17 protein-coding genes are annotated in these 16546 nt (G+C 36.3%); 10 read left to right on the top strand and 7 right to left on the bottom strand.

Annotated elements, in window-relative coordinates; genetic code table 11:
• The first annotated feature begins 37 nt into the window (after positions 1–37).
• The 6 genes from OO013_RS00075 (at position 38) to secG (ending at position 5819) form a co-directional block, all read left to right on the top strand.
• Positions 38–811: a YceI family protein gene (locus OO013_RS00075; protein ID WP_266054471.1), complete on the top strand. Its 774-nt coding sequence runs from the start codon at positions 38–40 to the stop codon at positions 809–811.
• Between the two features lie 129 nt (positions 812–940).
• The gene (miaB, locus tag OO013_RS00080; RefSeq protein WP_266054472.1) at positions 941–2422 is read left to right on the top strand and encodes a tRNA (N6-isopentenyl adenosine(37)-C2)-methylthiotransferase MiaB; all 1482 of its coding nucleotides are present in this window, start codon (positions 941–943) and stop codon (positions 2420–2422) included.
• Between the two features lie 16 nt (positions 2423–2438).
• Positions 2439–3734: a sigma-54 interaction domain-containing protein gene (locus OO013_RS00085; RefSeq protein WP_266054473.1), complete on the top strand. Its 1296-nt coding sequence runs from the start codon at positions 2439–2441 to the stop codon at positions 3732–3734.
• Entirely contained in the window at positions 3718–4251 is a 534-nt protein-coding gene (locus OO013_RS00090) for an LptE family protein (protein WP_266054474.1), read from the top strand. Before OO013_RS00085 ends, OO013_RS00090 begins: the two co-directional genes overlap by 17 nt.
• A gap of 36 nt (positions 4252–4287) precedes the next feature.
• Entirely contained in the window at positions 4288–5469 is a 1182-nt protein-coding gene (locus OO013_RS00095) for a DUF8458 domain-containing protein (protein WP_266054475.1), read from the top strand.
• A 5-nt stretch (positions 5470–5474) separates the two neighbouring features.
• On the top strand, positions 5475–5819 hold the full coding sequence (gene secG / locus OO013_RS00100) for a preprotein translocase subunit SecG (RefSeq protein ID WP_266054476.1): 345 nt from the start codon (positions 5475–5477) through the stop codon (positions 5817–5819).
• Between the two features lie 47 nt (positions 5820–5866).
• On the opposite strand, the gene OO013_RS00105 is transcribed toward secG, so the two are convergent.
• Positions 5867–6580, bottom strand: coding sequence for a hypothetical protein (locus OO013_RS00105; protein ID WP_266054477.1), 714 nt, complete (start codon positions 6578–6580; stop codon positions 5867–5869).
• 225 nt (positions 6581–6805) lie between these two features.
• On the opposite strand from OO013_RS00105, the gene OO013_RS00110 reads away from it, so the two are divergent.
• Complete coding sequence (locus OO013_RS00110) at positions 6806–7084, top strand: co-chaperone GroES (RefSeq protein WP_266054478.1); 279 nt, start codon at positions 6806–6808, stop codon at positions 7082–7084.
• Positions 7085–7113: 29 nt separating this feature from the next.
• Complete coding sequence (gene groL / locus OO013_RS00115; protein WP_266054479.1) at positions 7114–8754, top strand: chaperonin GroEL; 1641 nt, start codon at positions 7114–7116, stop codon at positions 8752–8754.
• Positions 8755–8811: 57 nt separating this feature from the next.
• On the opposite strand, the gene OO013_RS00120 is transcribed toward groL, so the two are convergent.
• The 6 genes from OO013_RS00120 to dnaG form a co-directional block, all read right to left on the bottom strand.
• Positions 8812–9207, bottom strand: coding sequence for a DUF1987 domain-containing protein (locus OO013_RS00120; protein WP_266054480.1), 396 nt, complete (start codon positions 9205–9207; stop codon positions 8812–8814).
• 156 nt (positions 9208–9363) lie between these two features.
• Positions 9364–10176: a hypothetical protein gene (locus OO013_RS00125; protein ID WP_266054481.1), complete on the bottom strand. Its 813-nt coding sequence runs from the start codon at positions 10174–10176 to the stop codon at positions 9364–9366.
• Positions 10177–10317: 141 nt separating this feature from the next.
• On the bottom strand, positions 10318–11103 hold the full coding sequence (surE, locus tag OO013_RS00130; protein WP_266054482.1) for a 5'/3'-nucleotidase SurE: 786 nt from the start codon (positions 11101–11103) through the stop codon (positions 10318–10320).
• A complete protein-coding gene (locus OO013_RS00135) occupies positions 11096–11767 on the bottom strand; it encodes a hypothetical protein (protein WP_266054483.1) in 672 nt (223 codons plus the stop codon). The genes surE and OO013_RS00135 overlap by 8 nt, the downstream gene beginning before the upstream one ends.
• The gene (locus tag OO013_RS00140) at positions 11706–12911 is read right to left on the bottom strand and encodes a bifunctional 3,4-dihydroxy-2-butanone-4-phosphate synthase/GTP cyclohydrolase II (RefSeq protein ID WP_266054484.1); all 1206 of its coding nucleotides are present in this window, start codon (positions 12909–12911) and stop codon (positions 11706–11708) included. Before OO013_RS00140 ends, OO013_RS00135 begins: the two co-directional genes overlap by 62 nt.
• Positions 12912–13024: 113 nt before the next feature.
• On the bottom strand, positions 13025–14980 hold the full coding sequence (gene dnaG, locus OO013_RS00145; RefSeq protein WP_266054485.1) for a DNA primase: 1956 nt from the start codon (positions 14978–14980) through the stop codon (positions 13025–13027).
• Positions 14981–15167: 187 nt separating this feature from the next.
• Here dnaG and OO013_RS00150 point away from each other — a divergent pair, with 187 nt between their 5' ends.
• A complete protein-coding gene (locus tag OO013_RS00150; RefSeq protein WP_266054713.1) occupies positions 15168–16259 on the top strand; it encodes an Mrp/NBP35 family ATP-binding protein in 1092 nt (363 codons plus the stop codon).
• Between the two features lie 8 nt (positions 16260–16267).
• A complete protein-coding gene (locus OO013_RS00155) occupies positions 16268–16546 on the top strand; it encodes a NifU family protein (RefSeq protein ID WP_266054486.1) in 279 nt (92 codons plus the stop codon).

Here is a 16546-nt window from a genome sequence, read left to right on the forward strand (position 1 = left end):
TCGTTAAACCAATAAAATTAATTAAAGCACGATTGTTATGAAAATTTTTAAAGGTATTGCTTTTGCTACAGTTACAGCATTAATGCTTTCTGCTTGCGGAGGAAGTTCTAACTCAGGAGATGCTGTTGTTAGTGAAGAAAAAGAAGCTGCGGAAGCGGGGGCTACTGCAGTAGTTTACACTCCTACTGATGATAGTCAGGTAACATGGATTGGAAGTAAACCAACAGGTAAACACAATGGATACATTCCGGTTTCTGAAGGAGAATTATTCGTAGAAGACGGAAATATCACAAGTGGTTCATTTACTATGAATATCACAGGTCTTGATGTTCTAGATCTTGAAAATGATCCTAATGATGATGAAGACATGTATGACAAGCTTACTGGTCATTTGATGTCTCCAGACTTTTTCGCTGCTGATTCTTTTCCGACAGCTACTTTCGAAATCACTGAAGTAAAGGAATTTGATCCATCAACAATGTCTGTTGAAGTTAAAGATCAGTTCGAAACAGAATACACTCCTGAATCAGCGAAAGAATTTATGGTAGAAAATCCAACTCATTGGGTAAGCGGAAACCTTACAATGAGAGGAACTACAAAAAATGTTGCTTTCCCTGCTCACGTAAATAAGGAAGGTGATAAGCTTACTGCTAAAGCTAAATTCAATATCGACAGAACTGACTGGGGTTTAATGTATGGTGATGAAGCAAGTGTTGCTGATAAAGCAAAAGATAAATTCATCTACAACACAGTTAATGTAGGTATCGATCTAACTGCTACTCCGGCAGAAGAGGTTGCTGAAGTTCAGTAAGGAATCAAAGAAAATACGAAGTGAAGAGGCAGTCAAATGACTGCCTTTTTTTTTGCTGACATTTTGTCATAAATTCTAAATCCAATTTAGTAGTTTTGCATATTGATAATAGGATAATAGCTTTAAAATATGAGTAAGCAAGAGTTAATCAGTGATATCGATATTTTAACTGAAGAACAGCAGCAGTCGGAAGAAGCTTGTGGAGTTCAGGTAAGTGAGGAAGAAAATACCGGAAAAAACAGAAAAGTTTATATAGAGAGTTATGGTTGTCAAATGAATTTCAGTGATAGCGAGATTGTGTCTTCTATCATGAAAAGAGAAGGGTTTGATACGACTTCTGATTTCTCTAAAGCTGACGTTGTTTTTCTGAATACCTGCTCTATAAGAGAAAAAGCTGAACAAACTGTCAGAAACAGGCTTTCACAATTTAACAAAGTAAAAGAAGACCGACCTGAAATGATGATCGGTGTTCTGGGTTGTATGGCTGAAAGACTTAAAGACAAGCTTCTTGAAGAAGAAAAAATTGTCGATATGGTAGTCGGACCTGATGCTTACCGGGATCTTCCTACATTAATAAAGCAAGTTGATGATGGGAATAAAGCTGTTAATGTATTCTTATCAAAAGAAGAAACCTATGCTGACATTAGTCCTGTAAGACTTGATAGCAATGGAGTTTCAGCCTTCATAAGTATAATGAGAGGGTGTGACAACATGTGTTCTTTTTGCGTAGTTCCTTTTACAAGAGGCCGCGAGAGAAGCCGTGATCCACATTCAATAGTAGCAGAAGCTAAAGAACTATTCGACAAAGGCTACAGAGAAGTTACATTGCTAGGCCAGAACGTTGATTCTTACAAATGGTCTTCAGAGGAGAATAATAAAGGAAGGCTTGAGAGAAAAGAAAAAAAAGAAAGCGATGTTTCAATTGTAAACTTTGCAAATCTTATAGAAATGGTTGCAAAAATCAGTCCCGATTTAAGGGTTAGATTTAGCACTTCTCATCCAAAAGATATTACTGACGAAGTACTTGAAACAATGAACAAGTACGAAAATATATGTAATTACATACACTTACCTGCACAATCCGGTAATAGCCGTGTTTTAAAATTAATGAACAGGACTTACGACCGGGAATGGTATATTGACAGAGTTGATGCAATCAGAAGAATTATCGGTGATGACTGTGGGATATCTTCAGATATGATAGCTGGCTTTTGCACTGAGACAGAAGAAGAACATCAGGACACTCTCACTTTAATGGATTATGTTAAATACGACTTTTCGTATATGTTTTTTTATAGTGAAAGACCAGGTACTCTTGCAGCCAAAAAATATGAAGATGATATTCCACTAAAAGTAAAGAAAAGAAGATTACAGGAGATCATTGATAAACAAAGAGAACATTCTTTAGAACGCAATAAAAAAGCGATTGGCAAAGTTCATAAAGTACTGGTTGAAGGAACATCTAAACGAAGTGATGAGCAGTTACAGGGAAGGAATTCCGAAAATAAAGTAATTATATTCCCAAGAGGAAACCAGGAAAAAGGCCAATACGTTAATGTTTTGGTACACGATTGCACCCCTGCAACACTTTTTGGAGAGGTAGTCGAATAAACACAAGGGCCGACAAATGCATCAATCAGATATATTAAGTGTAAAACAACGTTTTGGAATAATAGGTAACAGCCCGGAGCTGAACCATGCCATTCAACGGGCAATACAAGTAGCTCCGACGGATATGACTGTTTTAATTACTGGCGAAAGTGGTAGTGGAAAAGAGTCTTTCTCTAAAATAATTCACTCGCTCAGTCATCGAAAACATGGGCAGTTTATCGCCATAAACTGCGGTGCTATTCCAGAAGGAACAATAGATTCTGAATTATTTGGTCATGAAAAAGGTGCATTTACAGGTGCCCACGATAGTAGAAAAGGATATTTTGAAGTAACCACGGGAGGCACTATATTCCTTGATGAAATTGGAGAAATGCCATTACCAACACAGTCCAGACTGTTAAGAGTTCTTGAAAATGGTGAATTCATACGAGTTGGATCCTCAAAGGTGCAAAAAACAGATGTCAGAGTGGTAGCTGCTACTAATGTCAACCTTATGGAGGCTGTAGAAAAAGGCGATTTCCGTGAGGATCTGTATTACAGATTAAACACTTTACCCATTTACGTTCCTTCACTTCGTGATAGAGGCGATGATGTTCTTTTATTATTCAGAAAATTCGCTTCTGACTTTTCTGAAAATTACAGGGTCAAACCGGTGGAATTGGATGAAGGCGCTCAGGCTTTAATCAAAAAATATCGTTTCCCGGGTAATATCAGAGAACTTAAGAACCTTGTTGAGCAAATTTCTTTACTCGAAGAAAACAGGTTAATAAATGCTGAAGTTCTCTCTACATATTTACCTGATAGTTCGAGAAACGTACCTGCAATATTTCAACAAGAAAACACCCAGGGTCTTAATGAAAGAGATCTTTTATATCAGATCTTATTTGATATGAGAAAAGATATGACAGAATTAAAAAAACTGGTAGTATCAATTCTCAATGATCAACAAGATGGTGCAAAAATAATCCGGGAAAACCAGGAATTATTTGAAGACATAAAATACAGGTCATCACTACCAGAAGTTAAAAGACCTGGAAGTTCTGCTGAAACCAGTACTGAAAATGATTCACCATTTATTCTGCATGATAATCAGAATACTGAAAGCGATGAGGATGAGGAAGCATATTATGAAGATGTGTATCATGAGCCGGAAGAAGAGGAAGAAAACCTTTCATTAGAAAATAAAGAAAAAGAACTGATTATCAAGGCCCTCAGAAAAAACAATAATAAAAGAAAATACGCAGCAAAAGATCTCGGAATATCCGAAAGAACACTATATAGGAAAATTAAACAGTATGAAATTGAAGCATAATAAATATTTTTTTCTCGTATTATTTTTCATACTCAACGCCTGTTCTGTAAACTATTCTTTTACAGGAATCAGTATCGGTCCTGAAGTAAAGACTATTTCAATCAGTACATTCTTTAATGATACCGGTCAGGGACCACCGACGATTGCACAGCAATTTACAGAGCAATTGAAAGAATATTTTCAAAGAAACTCCAATTTATCAATCGTAGATTATGGAGGCGATCTTCAATTAGAAGGTGCTATAACAAGTTACAGAGCATCATTAAGAGGGGTTAGCGCAGGTACTGGTAATAATAGTATAGATCAAGCTGCTCAGGAAAGATTAACAATAACGGTGACTGCAACATTCATAAATACTTATGACGAATCGCAGAATTTCACAAATAGATCTTTTAGTTTTTACGAAGACTATGACCCGAATACTGCACCGCTCAATGCGAATGAACAACAGTATGTGGATAATATAATTGAACAGATTATATTGGATATTTTCAATACTTCTGTTGCTAATTGGTGATTTTTTTTATTCTTTTAAGCCAAGACTTTAAAATTCATGGTTTCTAAACACGACTTAATTAACTTTTTAAACGATCCGGAAAGAGTTTCTGACGATCAATTCGCTGAAATTCAAGATCTGGCAGCAAGGTATCCATATTACCAGGCTCTTCATATGCTTATTGCAAAAATAAAACAGCATAAAGAAGCAGATGACTCACAGGATGCCCTTCACAAAGCCGCGATCTATACTTACGACAGAGACGTTTTAAAACAATATATGGAAAGTTCCGGATCTCAGTCTGCTGAATCTGAAGAAGAGGATAATTATTCTTCCTCTTATGAAGAGGAGAATGTAGTAGAAGATGCTGAAATTGTCATAGAAAAAAATGATGAACAGTTTGAATCTGATGATGAGTCGGCATCAGATGAGAGCACTACTTACGAGGATAAATCTGAAACTGAAGAAAAAGAGGATGATTCAGAAGCAGTGCAAAAAGAGGATGAAACTGAATGGGCGTCAGGCTATGATTACCCTTCGGAGGATGACGAAGATGAGGAAGTAAAAAGTGAAGAATCTGATTCTGAAGTCAGCAGTGAAGAAAGTGTCTCTGATGAAGATGAAGAAGAATCTAAAGAGAGTGAAGGTGGTGATGACATTTATAGTGAATTAATGGCTAACCTAGCTTCTCTTAAAGAAAGCATGGGGGATTCTGGTGAAAAAGAAGAGGAAGAAGAAGAAAAAAAAAAGCCAATAGAAACTGATAAAGAAAGTGATGACGATTCAGATATAGCCTCAGTCAAAAAAATTGATGACGAAGAAGAGGAAAAAGAAGAGTCGTTAAAGGATACCTCAGAAGAACAAGAAAAACCTGAATCAGGATCAAAAGGGTCTATTCTTGATAGTCTTAAAAAGAAATCCGAACAATATTCTGAAGAGGAATCAGATAAAGATAAAAAAGACAGACAAAAGGATATTATTGATTCCTTTATTAGTCGAAGCCCTAATATAGAAAGGTTCCGTTCAGAAGATCAGGAAGAGCTCACCGACGAAGAAATGAGAGACCTTGCCAAAGACAGCACATCTGTAAATGAGAATCTTGTGTCAGAAACACTCGCTAACATTTATGCAAAGCAAGGGAAGACTAAAAAAGCTATTGAAATTTATAAAAAATTAATTTGGAAATATCCACAAAAAAAGGCTTACTTTGCAAGTCAAATTAGTAAGCTGGAAAAATAAAAAACATGTATATTTTAATTCTTTCTTTAATTATTATCGCAGCAGTATTGTTGGTGTTGGTTATCTTAGCTCAAAATTCAAAAGGTGGCGGATTGTCATCAACATTTGGACAAGCTAATCAAATGATGGGTGTAAAAAAGACAACTGACCTTCTTGAGAAAACCACTTGGGCATTATTAGTATTTATAGTTGCTCTGGCTTTGGTAAGTGCTCAATTCATTGAAAAAGGTGGTGATACTGTAAAAAGTACAAATGTAGAAGCGGTACAGGAAGATGCAGCTCCTGCAGCTATTCCTCAAAATGATGAATTAACTTCTCCTGCAGAACTTGAATCAGACACTGTTCAATAATACATAAAATACTTAATTAAAAAGCCCTGATCTGATCAGGGCTTTTTTTATGAGGCAAGTGATATGTATTTCAAAAAATTAACCTTTAAAACCGGCATTAAAGTTTCCTCGAAAGGCAAATCCCTCTTTGTTGAAATATAAAAAACAGCGGGATTAGGAAGTTCTTTATTCAACCTTGCTAAACGCATCTTATATCCTTCCATTGTATCTCCTATTCCCAATTCAATATCCTGCAAAAAAGATAAATTCAGCCCACGATAAGTATCTTCTGGTCTCTCAAAAATACCGGTTTTATATCTAAACACTTTTTTTCTACCATTAAATAATTGTAATAATAAATACCCCTCTTCCTTATAAAGAGGCACTATACCTACAGGTTCTATTTTCATATCCTCGCCAACAGAAACGAAAATTTCCTCTCCCCTTTCGAGCCAGATCTTCATTTGAGGCATTGAAAAGTAAATTAAATCTTCAATTGCCTTAATTATTTCATCATCATCCAAAATTTCTTTATAAACCAACTTAAGTTTGAGAAAATCTTCCATAGAAATTTCTTTAGGAAAGGATTCTTTCAACAATTCCTTATTTTCTTTAAGTGTATGCAGATTTTTATAATGAAAGATCAGATCAGAAAAAGCAGGATATAACTTAAACTCATTAAAAAAGTTTTCAACACGCTGCAAGTATGCCAACAAAGTATACTTTTTAAATTCGAAGTCTATTGGACTTTCAGTGATCCAGTTTGGACTTAATGTTTTCATAGGCTTAAAAGTTTCAATGACACGTTTTTACAACACTGACATAATTTCTACCAGAATTCATGCCTATTTGTCACTATTTTCATGCCACTCATAAAAAGCATGACATGAAGAGTGACTAAAATGTGAAAAAATGACCGTTTAAATGAAATAATTTCATTTGGCACATAATGTGCACAATGCACCATGTAAAATTTAGCAATAACAACGCTTAAAATCAATACACATATGTCACAACTTAACATTAAGCCTTTGGCAGACAGAGTTCTGGTAGAACCTGCTGCAGCGGAAGAAAAAACTGCATCTGGAATTATCATTCCTGACACTGCAAAAGAAAAACCACAAAAAGGTAAGATCGTAGCGGTCGGTAACGGTAAAATAGATGAGCCAATGACAGTTAAGGTCGGTGATACTGTACTTTATGGAAAATATGCAGGGACCGAAATCACTGTCGATGGTGGAGATTACCTCATAATGAGGGAGTCTGACATTTTCGCAATACTATAAAATCAAGGGTTTATAAAAATTTAAGAAACATGGCTAAAGAAATATTATTTGACACAGTTGCAAGAGAAGCTCTAAAAAAAGGAGTTGATAAACTTGCTGACGCAGTTAAGGTAACACTTGGACCAAAAGGAAGAAATGTAATTCTCGATAAAAAATTCGGAGCACCAACAATCACAAAAGATGGTGTTTCTGTAGCTAGAGAGATCGAGGTTAAAAATCCTGTAGAAAACATGGGGGCTCAACTGGTAAAAGAAGTTGCTTCTAAAACAGCAGATGATGCCGGTGATGGTACTACTACAGCTACTGTTTTAGCTCAGGCAATTTTTAATGCAGGTATTAAAAATGTTGCTGCCGGAGCTAACCCAATGGATTTGAAAAGAGGTATCGACAAAGCAGTTATTGAGGTAGTTAAAGAACTTAGAAAAATCTCTAAGGATATTAACGACTCAAATGAAATCGCTCAGGTAGGTACTATCTCTGCAAACAATGACGATGAGATCGGTAAAATGATCGCTGATGCGATGGATAAAGTAGGAAAAGACGGTGTAATTACTGTTGAAGAAGCAAAAGGAACCGAAACAGAAGTTAAAACTGTTGAAGGTATGCAATTTGACAGAGGTTACCTTTCTCCATACTTTGTTACTAACACAGAGAAAATGGAAGCTGAGTTGGAGAATCCTTACATTCTTATTTTCGATAAGAAGATCTCTTCAATGAAAGAACTACTTCCAGTTCTTGAGCAAGTTGCTCAGACAGGAAAGCCTTTATTAATTATCTCCGAAGATGTTGAAGGTGAAGCTCTTGCTACACTTGTTGTAAACAAGATCAGAGGATCTCTGAAAATTGCTGCAGTAAAAGCTCCTGGATTTGGAGACAGAAGAAAAGCAATGCTTGAGGATATCGCTGTATTAACTGGTGGTACTGTAATCTCTGAAGAAAGAGGATACAAACTTGATGCAGCAACTATCGATATGCTTGGTCAGGCTGAGAAAGTAAACATTGATAAGGATAACACAACTATCGTTAACGGAGCTGGTGATAAAGACCAGATCAATGCTCGTATCAATCAGATCAAAGCTCAGATCGATAACACTACTTCAGACTATGATAAAGAAAAGCTTCAGGAAAGATTAGCTAAACTTTCTGGTGGTGTAGCCATCCTTTACATTGGTGCTGCTACTGAAGTAGAAATGAAAGAAAAGAAAGACAGAGTAGATGATGCTCTTCACGCTACCAGAGCTGCTGTACAGGAAGGAATTGTTCCTGGTGGTGGTATTGCTCTGATCAGAGCCGTAGAAGCAATCAAAGATCTGCAAGGACGCAATGAAGATGAAACCACTGGTATCAACATAGTCCTTTCTGCTCTTGAAGCTCCACTTAGAACAATCGTCTTCAACGCTGGCGGTGAAGGGTCAGTGATCGTTCAAAAGGTAAGAGAAGGCAAAGATGATTACGGTTATAACGCAAGAGAAGATAAGTTTGAAAATCTTTATGCGGCTGGTATCATCGATCCGACTAAAGTCACAAGATTAGCTCTTGAAAATGCGGCATCAATAGCATCTCTTCTGTTAACTACAGAATGTGTTGTTGCTGATGATCCGGATGAAGAGCAAGGTGGCGGCGGAATGCCTCCTGCAGGAATGGGCGGCGGAATGCCAGGTATGATGTAATACTAATAAGTCAAATATACATCAAAATAAAAAAGGGCGATCGTTTGATCGCCCTTTTCATTTATTTTGAATATTTTCTTCAGTCGTCATTATATTAAAAGGAAGATTTATAATTTGCATAAAATCCTCTCCGGTTTCGTGCATGCTCTCATCCTCTCTATCATAAATCCAATTGACGATTACTTCCTTCCCTTTTTTACTACATCTTTCCATTTTTCGAAAGAACTCGATCAGACATTTGCTACTACTGGTATTAAAGTAATCAAGCTTTATATCAATACTCAATTTATTTCTGTCTGGGTCTGAACAGAAAAAATCAGCCCATTTAAAAAGTGGGTTAAAGAAATCAATCGCATTTTCAGGTATTGATCGACCAGATATAGTGATCCTGTCATCTTCAAACTTATAGTCTATAAGAGGAGTTCTTTTTGAAGGTAAGATGTTTAGATCCATTAACATAAATTCGGATAGTATCAATTTTACATCCGAAAGATATTAATTATCTAAAAGAGCCGAGAACATAAATTTATTTAATATGTAAACAAGGAGATTTAGGCGATGAATGGACTAATATTAAAGTTAAATGACACCTGGTTTTATCGTTTAATATTAAAAACCATCGTCATCTTCTTCTTCAACTGGTTCTTCCTTTTCCAAAGGAACAGCTTCAGTCTCCTGAGCTTCTTCCTCTTCATTTTTTTTCTTTTTCTTCTTTCCAGACTTTTTCCAGAATTGCCACCATTTCTTTTTAGGGGCTTCTTCTTCAACAGCATCCCCCATCGGCTCTCCTAGTTGTCCCTCTTCATCAAAGGCATCTTCCTCTTTGAACTTTTCATTTAATTCCTCCTGTTTTTCAAGGTGATCTGTCCAGACGGAATCAATTTTCATTTGACGCTGCTCAAGTATATCATTTCCAATGAGCCACATATAACTCATCTGATCGATGTTGTATTTATCTTTTTGCTGATCCTCATTTGCCAAAACAGGCTCTTCCTCTGGAGTATAATATGAAGCAGTATCTATAAGCTGTCTATCTATATCAGCATCCATTTCATATCTGTTTTCCTTTTGAGTTTTAGGAATATCACCGTCATCAATGTGAAATACAGAATCTTCTTTTTTCTCTTTAGGATAAACTACTTCCATTGGAATGGTGCGCATGTCAGCACTTCTCTTCTTGTATTCATTTCTTTTAATAATGTTGAAATACATTGAAGGAGAAATTAGACCATAGTCGGTCTTCTTGACTGAAGCAGTCATTTTCGGGGATATGCTGTCTGCAAAATAAGAAAACCTTGCCTCACGTTCATCTTCATCGAGTATATAATAACTCTGAAACGCGGGGCAAATCATCTTTTCCTGACAACTCTGTAATAACAACGCTGTTAATACAAAAAAAATAACCAAACTAAATGGTTTCATTCAAATCCGATGCCTTTATATGCTCTAACTAAAAAAACTAGCGTTTATTATATTTTAACCCTTAATAAACAATTCACAACTAGAATTATCTAGCAAAAATACTATTTAAAATGAAAATCTGAAATATAATGTAACTTATTACTACAATTCCCACTCTTCATTCATGTAATTTATTGCATGATGTGCCGTTAAATCAAACTGACAGGGAACTACAGAAATATAATTATTTGCAATTGCCCATTCATCGTTGTCTTCTCCTTTGTCAAAATTAACAAAATTTCCTCCTAACCAAAAATATGGCTTTCCATTAGGATCTCTACGCTGGTCGAAAACCTCTTCCCATTTTGCATTAGCCTGCCTGCAAACTTTAATACCTTTTACTTTTTCAATTCTTTTTGGTGGAATATTTACATTAAGCGCAGTGTATTTTGGCAAGCCTCTTTTTAAAGTTTGCTCAGCAATCTTTAATATCCATTCATCGGCATGATCAAAATCAGCTTCAGGGTCATAATCACACAGAGAGAACCCGATAGCAGGAGTACCTTCAATTGCTCCCTCTATAGCAGCACTCATTGTGCCACTGTAAAGCACACTAATAGAAGTATTTGCTCCATGGTTGATGCCACTAACTACGAGATCAATAGTCCGTTCTTTTAAAACATGGTGCTTACCTAATTTCACACAATCAGCTGGTGTACCACTACACTTATACGCTTCAACTTCAGGGAAAATTCTTTCTTTGAATAACCTGAGTGTATTTCCAATAGTGATCGCATGCCCCATTCCAGACTGTGGACTATCAGGAGCCACAACAACTACCTCTCCTATCTGTTTCATGAGGTCTACAAGCTTCCTGATTCCATTAGCCGTTATCCCATCATCATTAGACACAAGAATAAGGGGCTTTTTTTTATTTGTATTACTCATTAAGGTTATTATAATATTTTGTAATCTCCATTAAGTCATCGGGACGATCGATATCAAAACGTCTTTTTTTAATGTACTGTTTTATCTGATCAGATTTATCGTCCATAATATCTAATAACTCCCTTTTCTTAGGTTCGAAAAAATTGATTTCACCACCTTTTCTCAAGAAATAAAAATTAGTTCGCAGAACATAACTTTCAACCCAATAACTTCTGTAATAAAAACTATTATTGTTTGTAGTTGTCCGAGTATCTATATATTCCCTGCCTAACAAGGTTAAGTCTCCTTCCACTAAAAGTTCGAAAAACATCATCGATTGATAGTTATTTCGTTCATAAGGAAGAGAATAGAATTTTCGGGTTATCCCCAACACCTGATCTTCAATAATAAAAAAAACCACTTTTTGGGACGTAAACGTCTGGATAACACCATTATTTATAACCTGAATAATATTATTTTCAAGGTCATATTTCAATTTACCGCTGATTCTTTTATCGCCTTCCAGAATTGCAGTTCCGGGATGAAACGTTTCAGAGGGAAACTGTTGTGCTAATAAATTATCATTGATGAATAAAAATCCAAAAAATATTATAACTGCAAGCCTAATGGTTTTTAAGAATCGAATGTCCCATTTTATCTCGCTTAGTTTTAAGATATTTCTCATTATGCTGATTAGGTTTTACTTCTATAGGCACAGTATCCACAATTTCCAGGCCATACCCTATTAGTCCAGTCCTTTTTTTCGGATTATTACTTATTAGACGAATCTTTTTGATGCCCAGATCCCTGATAATTTGAGCCCCTACACCGTAGTCTCTTTCATCCATTTTAAATCCTAAATGTAAATTAGCCTCTACAGTATCCATACCTTCTTCCTGAAGTTTATAGGTTTTTAATTTATTAATCAGGCCAATTCCACGACCTTCCTGATTCATATAAATAATTACCCCTTTTCCTTCATTCTCTACTATCTCCATAGCTTTGTGAAGCTGTGGACCACAATCACAACGACAACTTCCAAAAATATCGCCAGTCACACAACTAGAATGGACTCTGACCATTACAGGCTCATCAGGTTCCCAGGTTCCTTTTACCAATGCCATATGGATATCTCCGGTATTCGTTTGAACATAAGGATGCAACATGAAGTCACCATGATCAGTTGGCATACTCACCACTTCTTCTTTTTTGATAAGGCTATCTTTCTGTAGGCGATATCTGATCAAATCTTCGATTGAAACTAATAATAAACCAAATTTATCAGCAACTTTTCGTAGATCAGGAAGGCGAGCCATTGTACCATCCTCATTAAGGATTTCAACCAAAACACCGGCAGGAGCAAGACCTGCTAATCTGGCAAGATCTATAGATGCTTCTGTATGGCCAGCTCTTCTTAATACTCCTCCTTTTTTTGCCTTTAAAGGAAATATATGTCCGGGTTTACCCAGTTCTTCTGGATCAATATCCGGATTGACTAACGCCTGGATAGTTTTAGCCCGATCTGATGCTGAAATTCCGGTTGTACAACCATGTCCAATTAAATCAACAGACACAGTAAACGGAGTTTCATAGGCAGCGGTATTTTTCCCCACCATTAGCTCAAGACCTAATTCTTCACATCTTTCCTCAATAAGAGGGGCGCAAATTAATCCCCGTCCATGAGTTGCCATAAAATTTACTATCTCAGGAGTGATCTTCTCTGCCGCACAGACAAAATCACCCTCATTTTCACGGTCTTCATCGTCTACAACAATTACAACCTCTCCCCTTTTAATCGCCTCTATGGCATCTTCTATTTTATCTAACATTGTTTATTGAGTTCTAATTACTTTATATATTAACTGAATTATGGGTTTAAAGTTAAATATGAATCACATCTATATCATACGATTGTAGGAAAATACAGTTTCTTTATACATTTTCACTTAAAAATCACCACGTTTCCAAGTGCTTTAGCGTATTCCCTTTCCAATTCTTTTAATTCTTTTTGAATTCTCATACTTTGAATGATCTCATCCTCATCCTTAATTTCCTTCAACTTTTCTTTATTTTCATGAAGCATTTTCTTAACATATGCTAATTTCAACCGCAATATCACACCGTTGATGACATTATGCAATTGTTCTTCTTCAGAAGGAACAAAGATCAAATGTTTTTTATGCCAGTTTTCGCTTACTTCGTAAGGTTGAATAAACATATTTACCAGCCTTTGCTGTAAAACTTCATCTCCAAAGGTCATGAAGTAACTAATATCAGGAGTACCTCCTTCCCGTGCAATTTCTCTATATTGAGTGAGAATAGCATTAAACTCAGGAGTAATCATTTCAATATCCTCCAATTCTTCCAGGATAAAATGGCTTATAAGGGTTCCTTCATCATCCATTTCATGATTTCCATAAGAAATAAGGACTCTTATCAATTCCGACTCCTGTGATTGGATGTAATTATCAACATGAGATGCTAATGCAAGATTTTCTTCTTCAGCAGGCTGTTCTTCTTTCTGAAGAGGCTCATCTGACTCATACCTGAATCTATCTTTTGCGGATTGCTTCTGCTCATTCCTTCTTTTCTGAATAATAAGCTTATTCTCTTCCGCAATTAATAAATCTTCATCTACATTAAGATGTGTTGCTGCTTGTTGGGTGTAAACTGTCCTCTTAATTGGATCCGGTATCTTCGCAATGCTTTCTACAATCGCTTTGATCGAATCTGCTTTTGCCTGAGGACTTACTTTCGCCTCTTCAGAGTATATTTTTAATTTATATGATACAAAGTCAGTAGCATTTTCTTTAAGAAATTTTTTAAACTCCTCAGTTCCTAGTTTCTGACTGTAACTATCCGGGTCCTCACCTTCGGGAAATACGAGGACTTTTACATTTAACCCTTTCTCGAGAATCATATCAATCCCCCTCATGGCGGCTTTAATTCCGGCAGCATCCCCGTCAAATAGAACAGTTATATTCTTAGTATATCTTGATATGAGTCTAATCTGATCATCTGTCAAAGAAGTGCCACTGGAAGCCACAACATTTGCCACATCAGACATATGCATAGAGATAACATCAGTATAACCTTCAACAAGATAACATTCATCAAATTGACGAATAGCTTGTTTAGCCTGGAAAATACCGTATAGTATTTTACTTTTATGGTATACTTCAGTTTCAGGAGAATTGACGTATTTCGGTTGCTTTTTAGAAGGATCTAACTTTATAACCCTGCCTCCGAAAGCAATGACTTTACCGCTGACGTTATGAATAGGAAACATCACCCGGCCCCGGAAACGATCATAGACCTTATCTTCTTTTTTTATTATCAGGCCTGCCTTATCGAGATATTCTTCCTGATAGCCTTTTTGCAAAGCTTCTTTATAAAGTCCATCCCATTTATCAAGGCTATAGCCTAAATCAAACTCATTAATGATCTTTTCATTGAAGCCACGCTCCCTGAAATATGATAGTCCGACATTTCTACCCTCGTCGGTTTCTTTAAGCGTTTGATGAAAATATTCAGCAGCATGGTTAAGAACAATCAAAAGACTTTCGCTTGTTGATTGTTTTTGAATAGCTTCCTCTGAGAGCTCCTCCATCTCAAGCTCAATTCCATATTTATCAGCAAGAATCTTTATTGCTTCGAGATATCCTACCCCTTCAAATTCAGTAATAAACTTAATTGCATCACCTCCTTTACCGGAGCTAAAGCATTTAAATATCTCTTTTGAGGGAGAAACATAAAAAGATGGAGTTTTTTCATTGGTGAAGGGACTAAGACCGCGATAATTCTGCCCTACCTTTTTTAACTGGACATATTCCCCGATAACATCAACAATATCGACATACGACTTAACCTTTTCTATAGAATCATCTGAGATCTTCAATATTTCTCCCTTTTTAAATATGCTAGTAGCTATGCGTTTTCCGCAAAATACAAAATTAACTAAATATGTTTTTTGATTGAAATTAATTTCATGTAGTAGTGAAAAAAAATATGATTAACTTGCACAAAATTTGTTTAAACTTATTATTAAGTCAAACGTTACCAAAGTAGAAGATCAAAAGATTAATATGGCAATAACGAAGGAAAAGGTACTCAGTGCACTCGGAGAGGTGATCGACCCGGATCTAAAGAAAGACCTGGTTACATTAGGCATGATTGAAGACATTGCAATAGAAGATAAAAAGGTAAGCTTCAAAGTTGTTTTGACTACTCCTGCTTGTCCATTAAAGGAAATAATCAAAAATGATTGTTTAAAAGCTATTGAAAGAAATTTAGGCTCTGATATAGAGGTTGATATCGATATGACTTCCAGAGTAACAACAATAAGAGACAACTCCCCTGTTTTGCCTCAGGTTAAAAATATAATTGCTGTGGCTTCCGGTAAGGGAGGTGTAGGAAAATCTACGATCACAGCCAATTTAGCAGTTGCGCTAAAAAATGAAGGAGCGAAAGTAGGTATTATCGATGCGGATATTTTTGGTCCTTCTATTCCAACAATGTTTAATTGTGAAAAAGAACAACCTAGTGTAAGAGAAGTAAATGGCAAAAACCTACTACAACCACTGGAACAATATGGCATCCAGCTTATGTCAATAGGATTCCTAGCTCCTCCAGATCAGGCTGTAGTATGGAGAGGCCCGATGGCATCTTCAGCATTCAGACAATTTTTCACCGATACAGAGTGGGGTGAATTAGATTATCTATTGATCGATTTGCCTCCAGGAACAAGCGATATTCACCTTACACTGGTACAAACAGTACCTGTAACAGGTGCAGTTATCGTAACCACTCCGCAAAAGGTTGCTTTATCAGATGCACAAAAAGGATTGGCAATGTTTAAGCAGCCACAAATCAACGTTCCTGTATTGGGAATTGTTGAAAATATGGCTTATTTTACTCCGGAGGAATTACCTGATAATAAATATCACATTTTCGGCGAAGGTGGTGGAAGAAAATTTGCTGAGATAAATAATGTACCGTTTATAGGGGAAATTCCTTTAGTAATGGGCATTCGCGAAAGCGGAGATTCAGGCTATCCTGTAACAATGAAAGATTCGCCTGTGGCAGATAACTTCAGAGCACTAGCAAGAAGTCTTGCTCAGGAAGTAGCAATAAGGAACGCTAAACAGGATAAAACTAAAATTGTAGAACTCAAGTAACTCTATATATGACACTCATACAAAAAGTTGAAGAAGCTATCAATAATATCAGGCCTTATTTAGAGGCTGATGGTGGCGATGTAAAGGTGTTGGATATCAACGAGGATAATATTGTTAAAATCGAGTTATTGGGAGCTTGTGGAAGCTGTCCGATGAGTACGATGACTCTAAAAGCCGGAGTTGAGGAAGCTGTCAAAAAAGCAGTTCCTGAAATAAACGGTGTTGAGGCAATTAATATTACTAAACCCGGAGATCCCCAGGCCAAATTACCCGACACTATGATATAA

The organism is Mangrovivirga halotolerans (assembly GCF_026241165.1).
GTDB classification, from domain to species: domain Bacteria; phylum Bacteroidota; class Bacteroidia; order Cytophagales; family Cyclobacteriaceae; genus Mangrovivirga; species Mangrovivirga halotolerans.

Coding starts and splice junctions, on each gene's coding strand:
- OO013_RS00075 (WP_266054471.1), top strand. CDS start 38: ATGAAAATTTTTAAAGGTATTGCTTTTGCTACAGTTACAGCATTAATG.
- miaB (WP_266054472.1), top strand. CDS start 941: ATGAGTAAGCAAGAGTTAATCAGTGATATCGATATTTTAACTGAAGAA.
- OO013_RS00085 (WP_266054473.1), top strand. CDS start 2,439: ATGCATCAATCAGATATATTAAGTGTAAAACAACGTTTTGGAATAATA.
- OO013_RS00090 (WP_266054474.1), top strand. CDS start 3,718: ATGAAATTGAAGCATAATAAATATTTTTTTCTCGTATTATTTTTCATA.
- OO013_RS00095 (WP_266054475.1), top strand. CDS start 4,288: ATGGTTTCTAAACACGACTTAATTAACTTTTTAAACGATCCGGAAAGA.
- secG (WP_266054476.1), top strand. CDS start 5,475: ATGTATATTTTAATTCTTTCTTTAATTATTATCGCAGCAGTATTGTTG.
- OO013_RS00105 (WP_266054477.1), bottom strand. CDS start 6,580: ATGAAAACATTAAGTCCAAACTGGATCACTGAAAGTCCAATAGACTTC.
- OO013_RS00110 (WP_266054478.1), top strand. CDS start 6,806: ATGTCACAACTTAACATTAAGCCTTTGGCAGACAGAGTTCTGGTAGAA.
- groL (WP_266054479.1), top strand. CDS start 7,114: ATGGCTAAAGAAATATTATTTGACACAGTTGCAAGAGAAGCTCTAAAA.
- OO013_RS00120 (WP_266054480.1), bottom strand. CDS start 9,207: ATGGATCTAAACATCTTACCTTCAAAAAGAACTCCTCTTATAGACTAT.
- OO013_RS00125 (WP_266054481.1), bottom strand. CDS start 10,176: ATGAAACCATTTAGTTTGGTTATTTTTTTTGTATTAACAGCGTTGTTA.
- surE (WP_266054482.1), bottom strand. CDS start 11,103: ATGAGTAATACAAATAAAAAAAAGCCCCTTATTCTTGTGTCTAATGAT.
- OO013_RS00135 (WP_266054483.1), bottom strand. CDS start 11,767: ATGAGAAATATCTTAAAACTAAGCGAGATAAAATGGGACATTCGATTC.
- OO013_RS00140 (WP_266054484.1), bottom strand. CDS start 12,911: ATGTTAGATAAAATAGAAGATGCCATAGAGGCGATTAAAAGGGGAGAG.
- OO013_RS00150 (WP_266054713.1), top strand. CDS start 15,168: ATGGCAATAACGAAGGAAAAGGTACTCAGTGCACTCGGAGAGGTGATC.
- OO013_RS00155 (WP_266054486.1), top strand. CDS start 16,268: ATGACACTCATACAAAAAGTTGAAGAAGCTATCAATAATATCAGGCCT.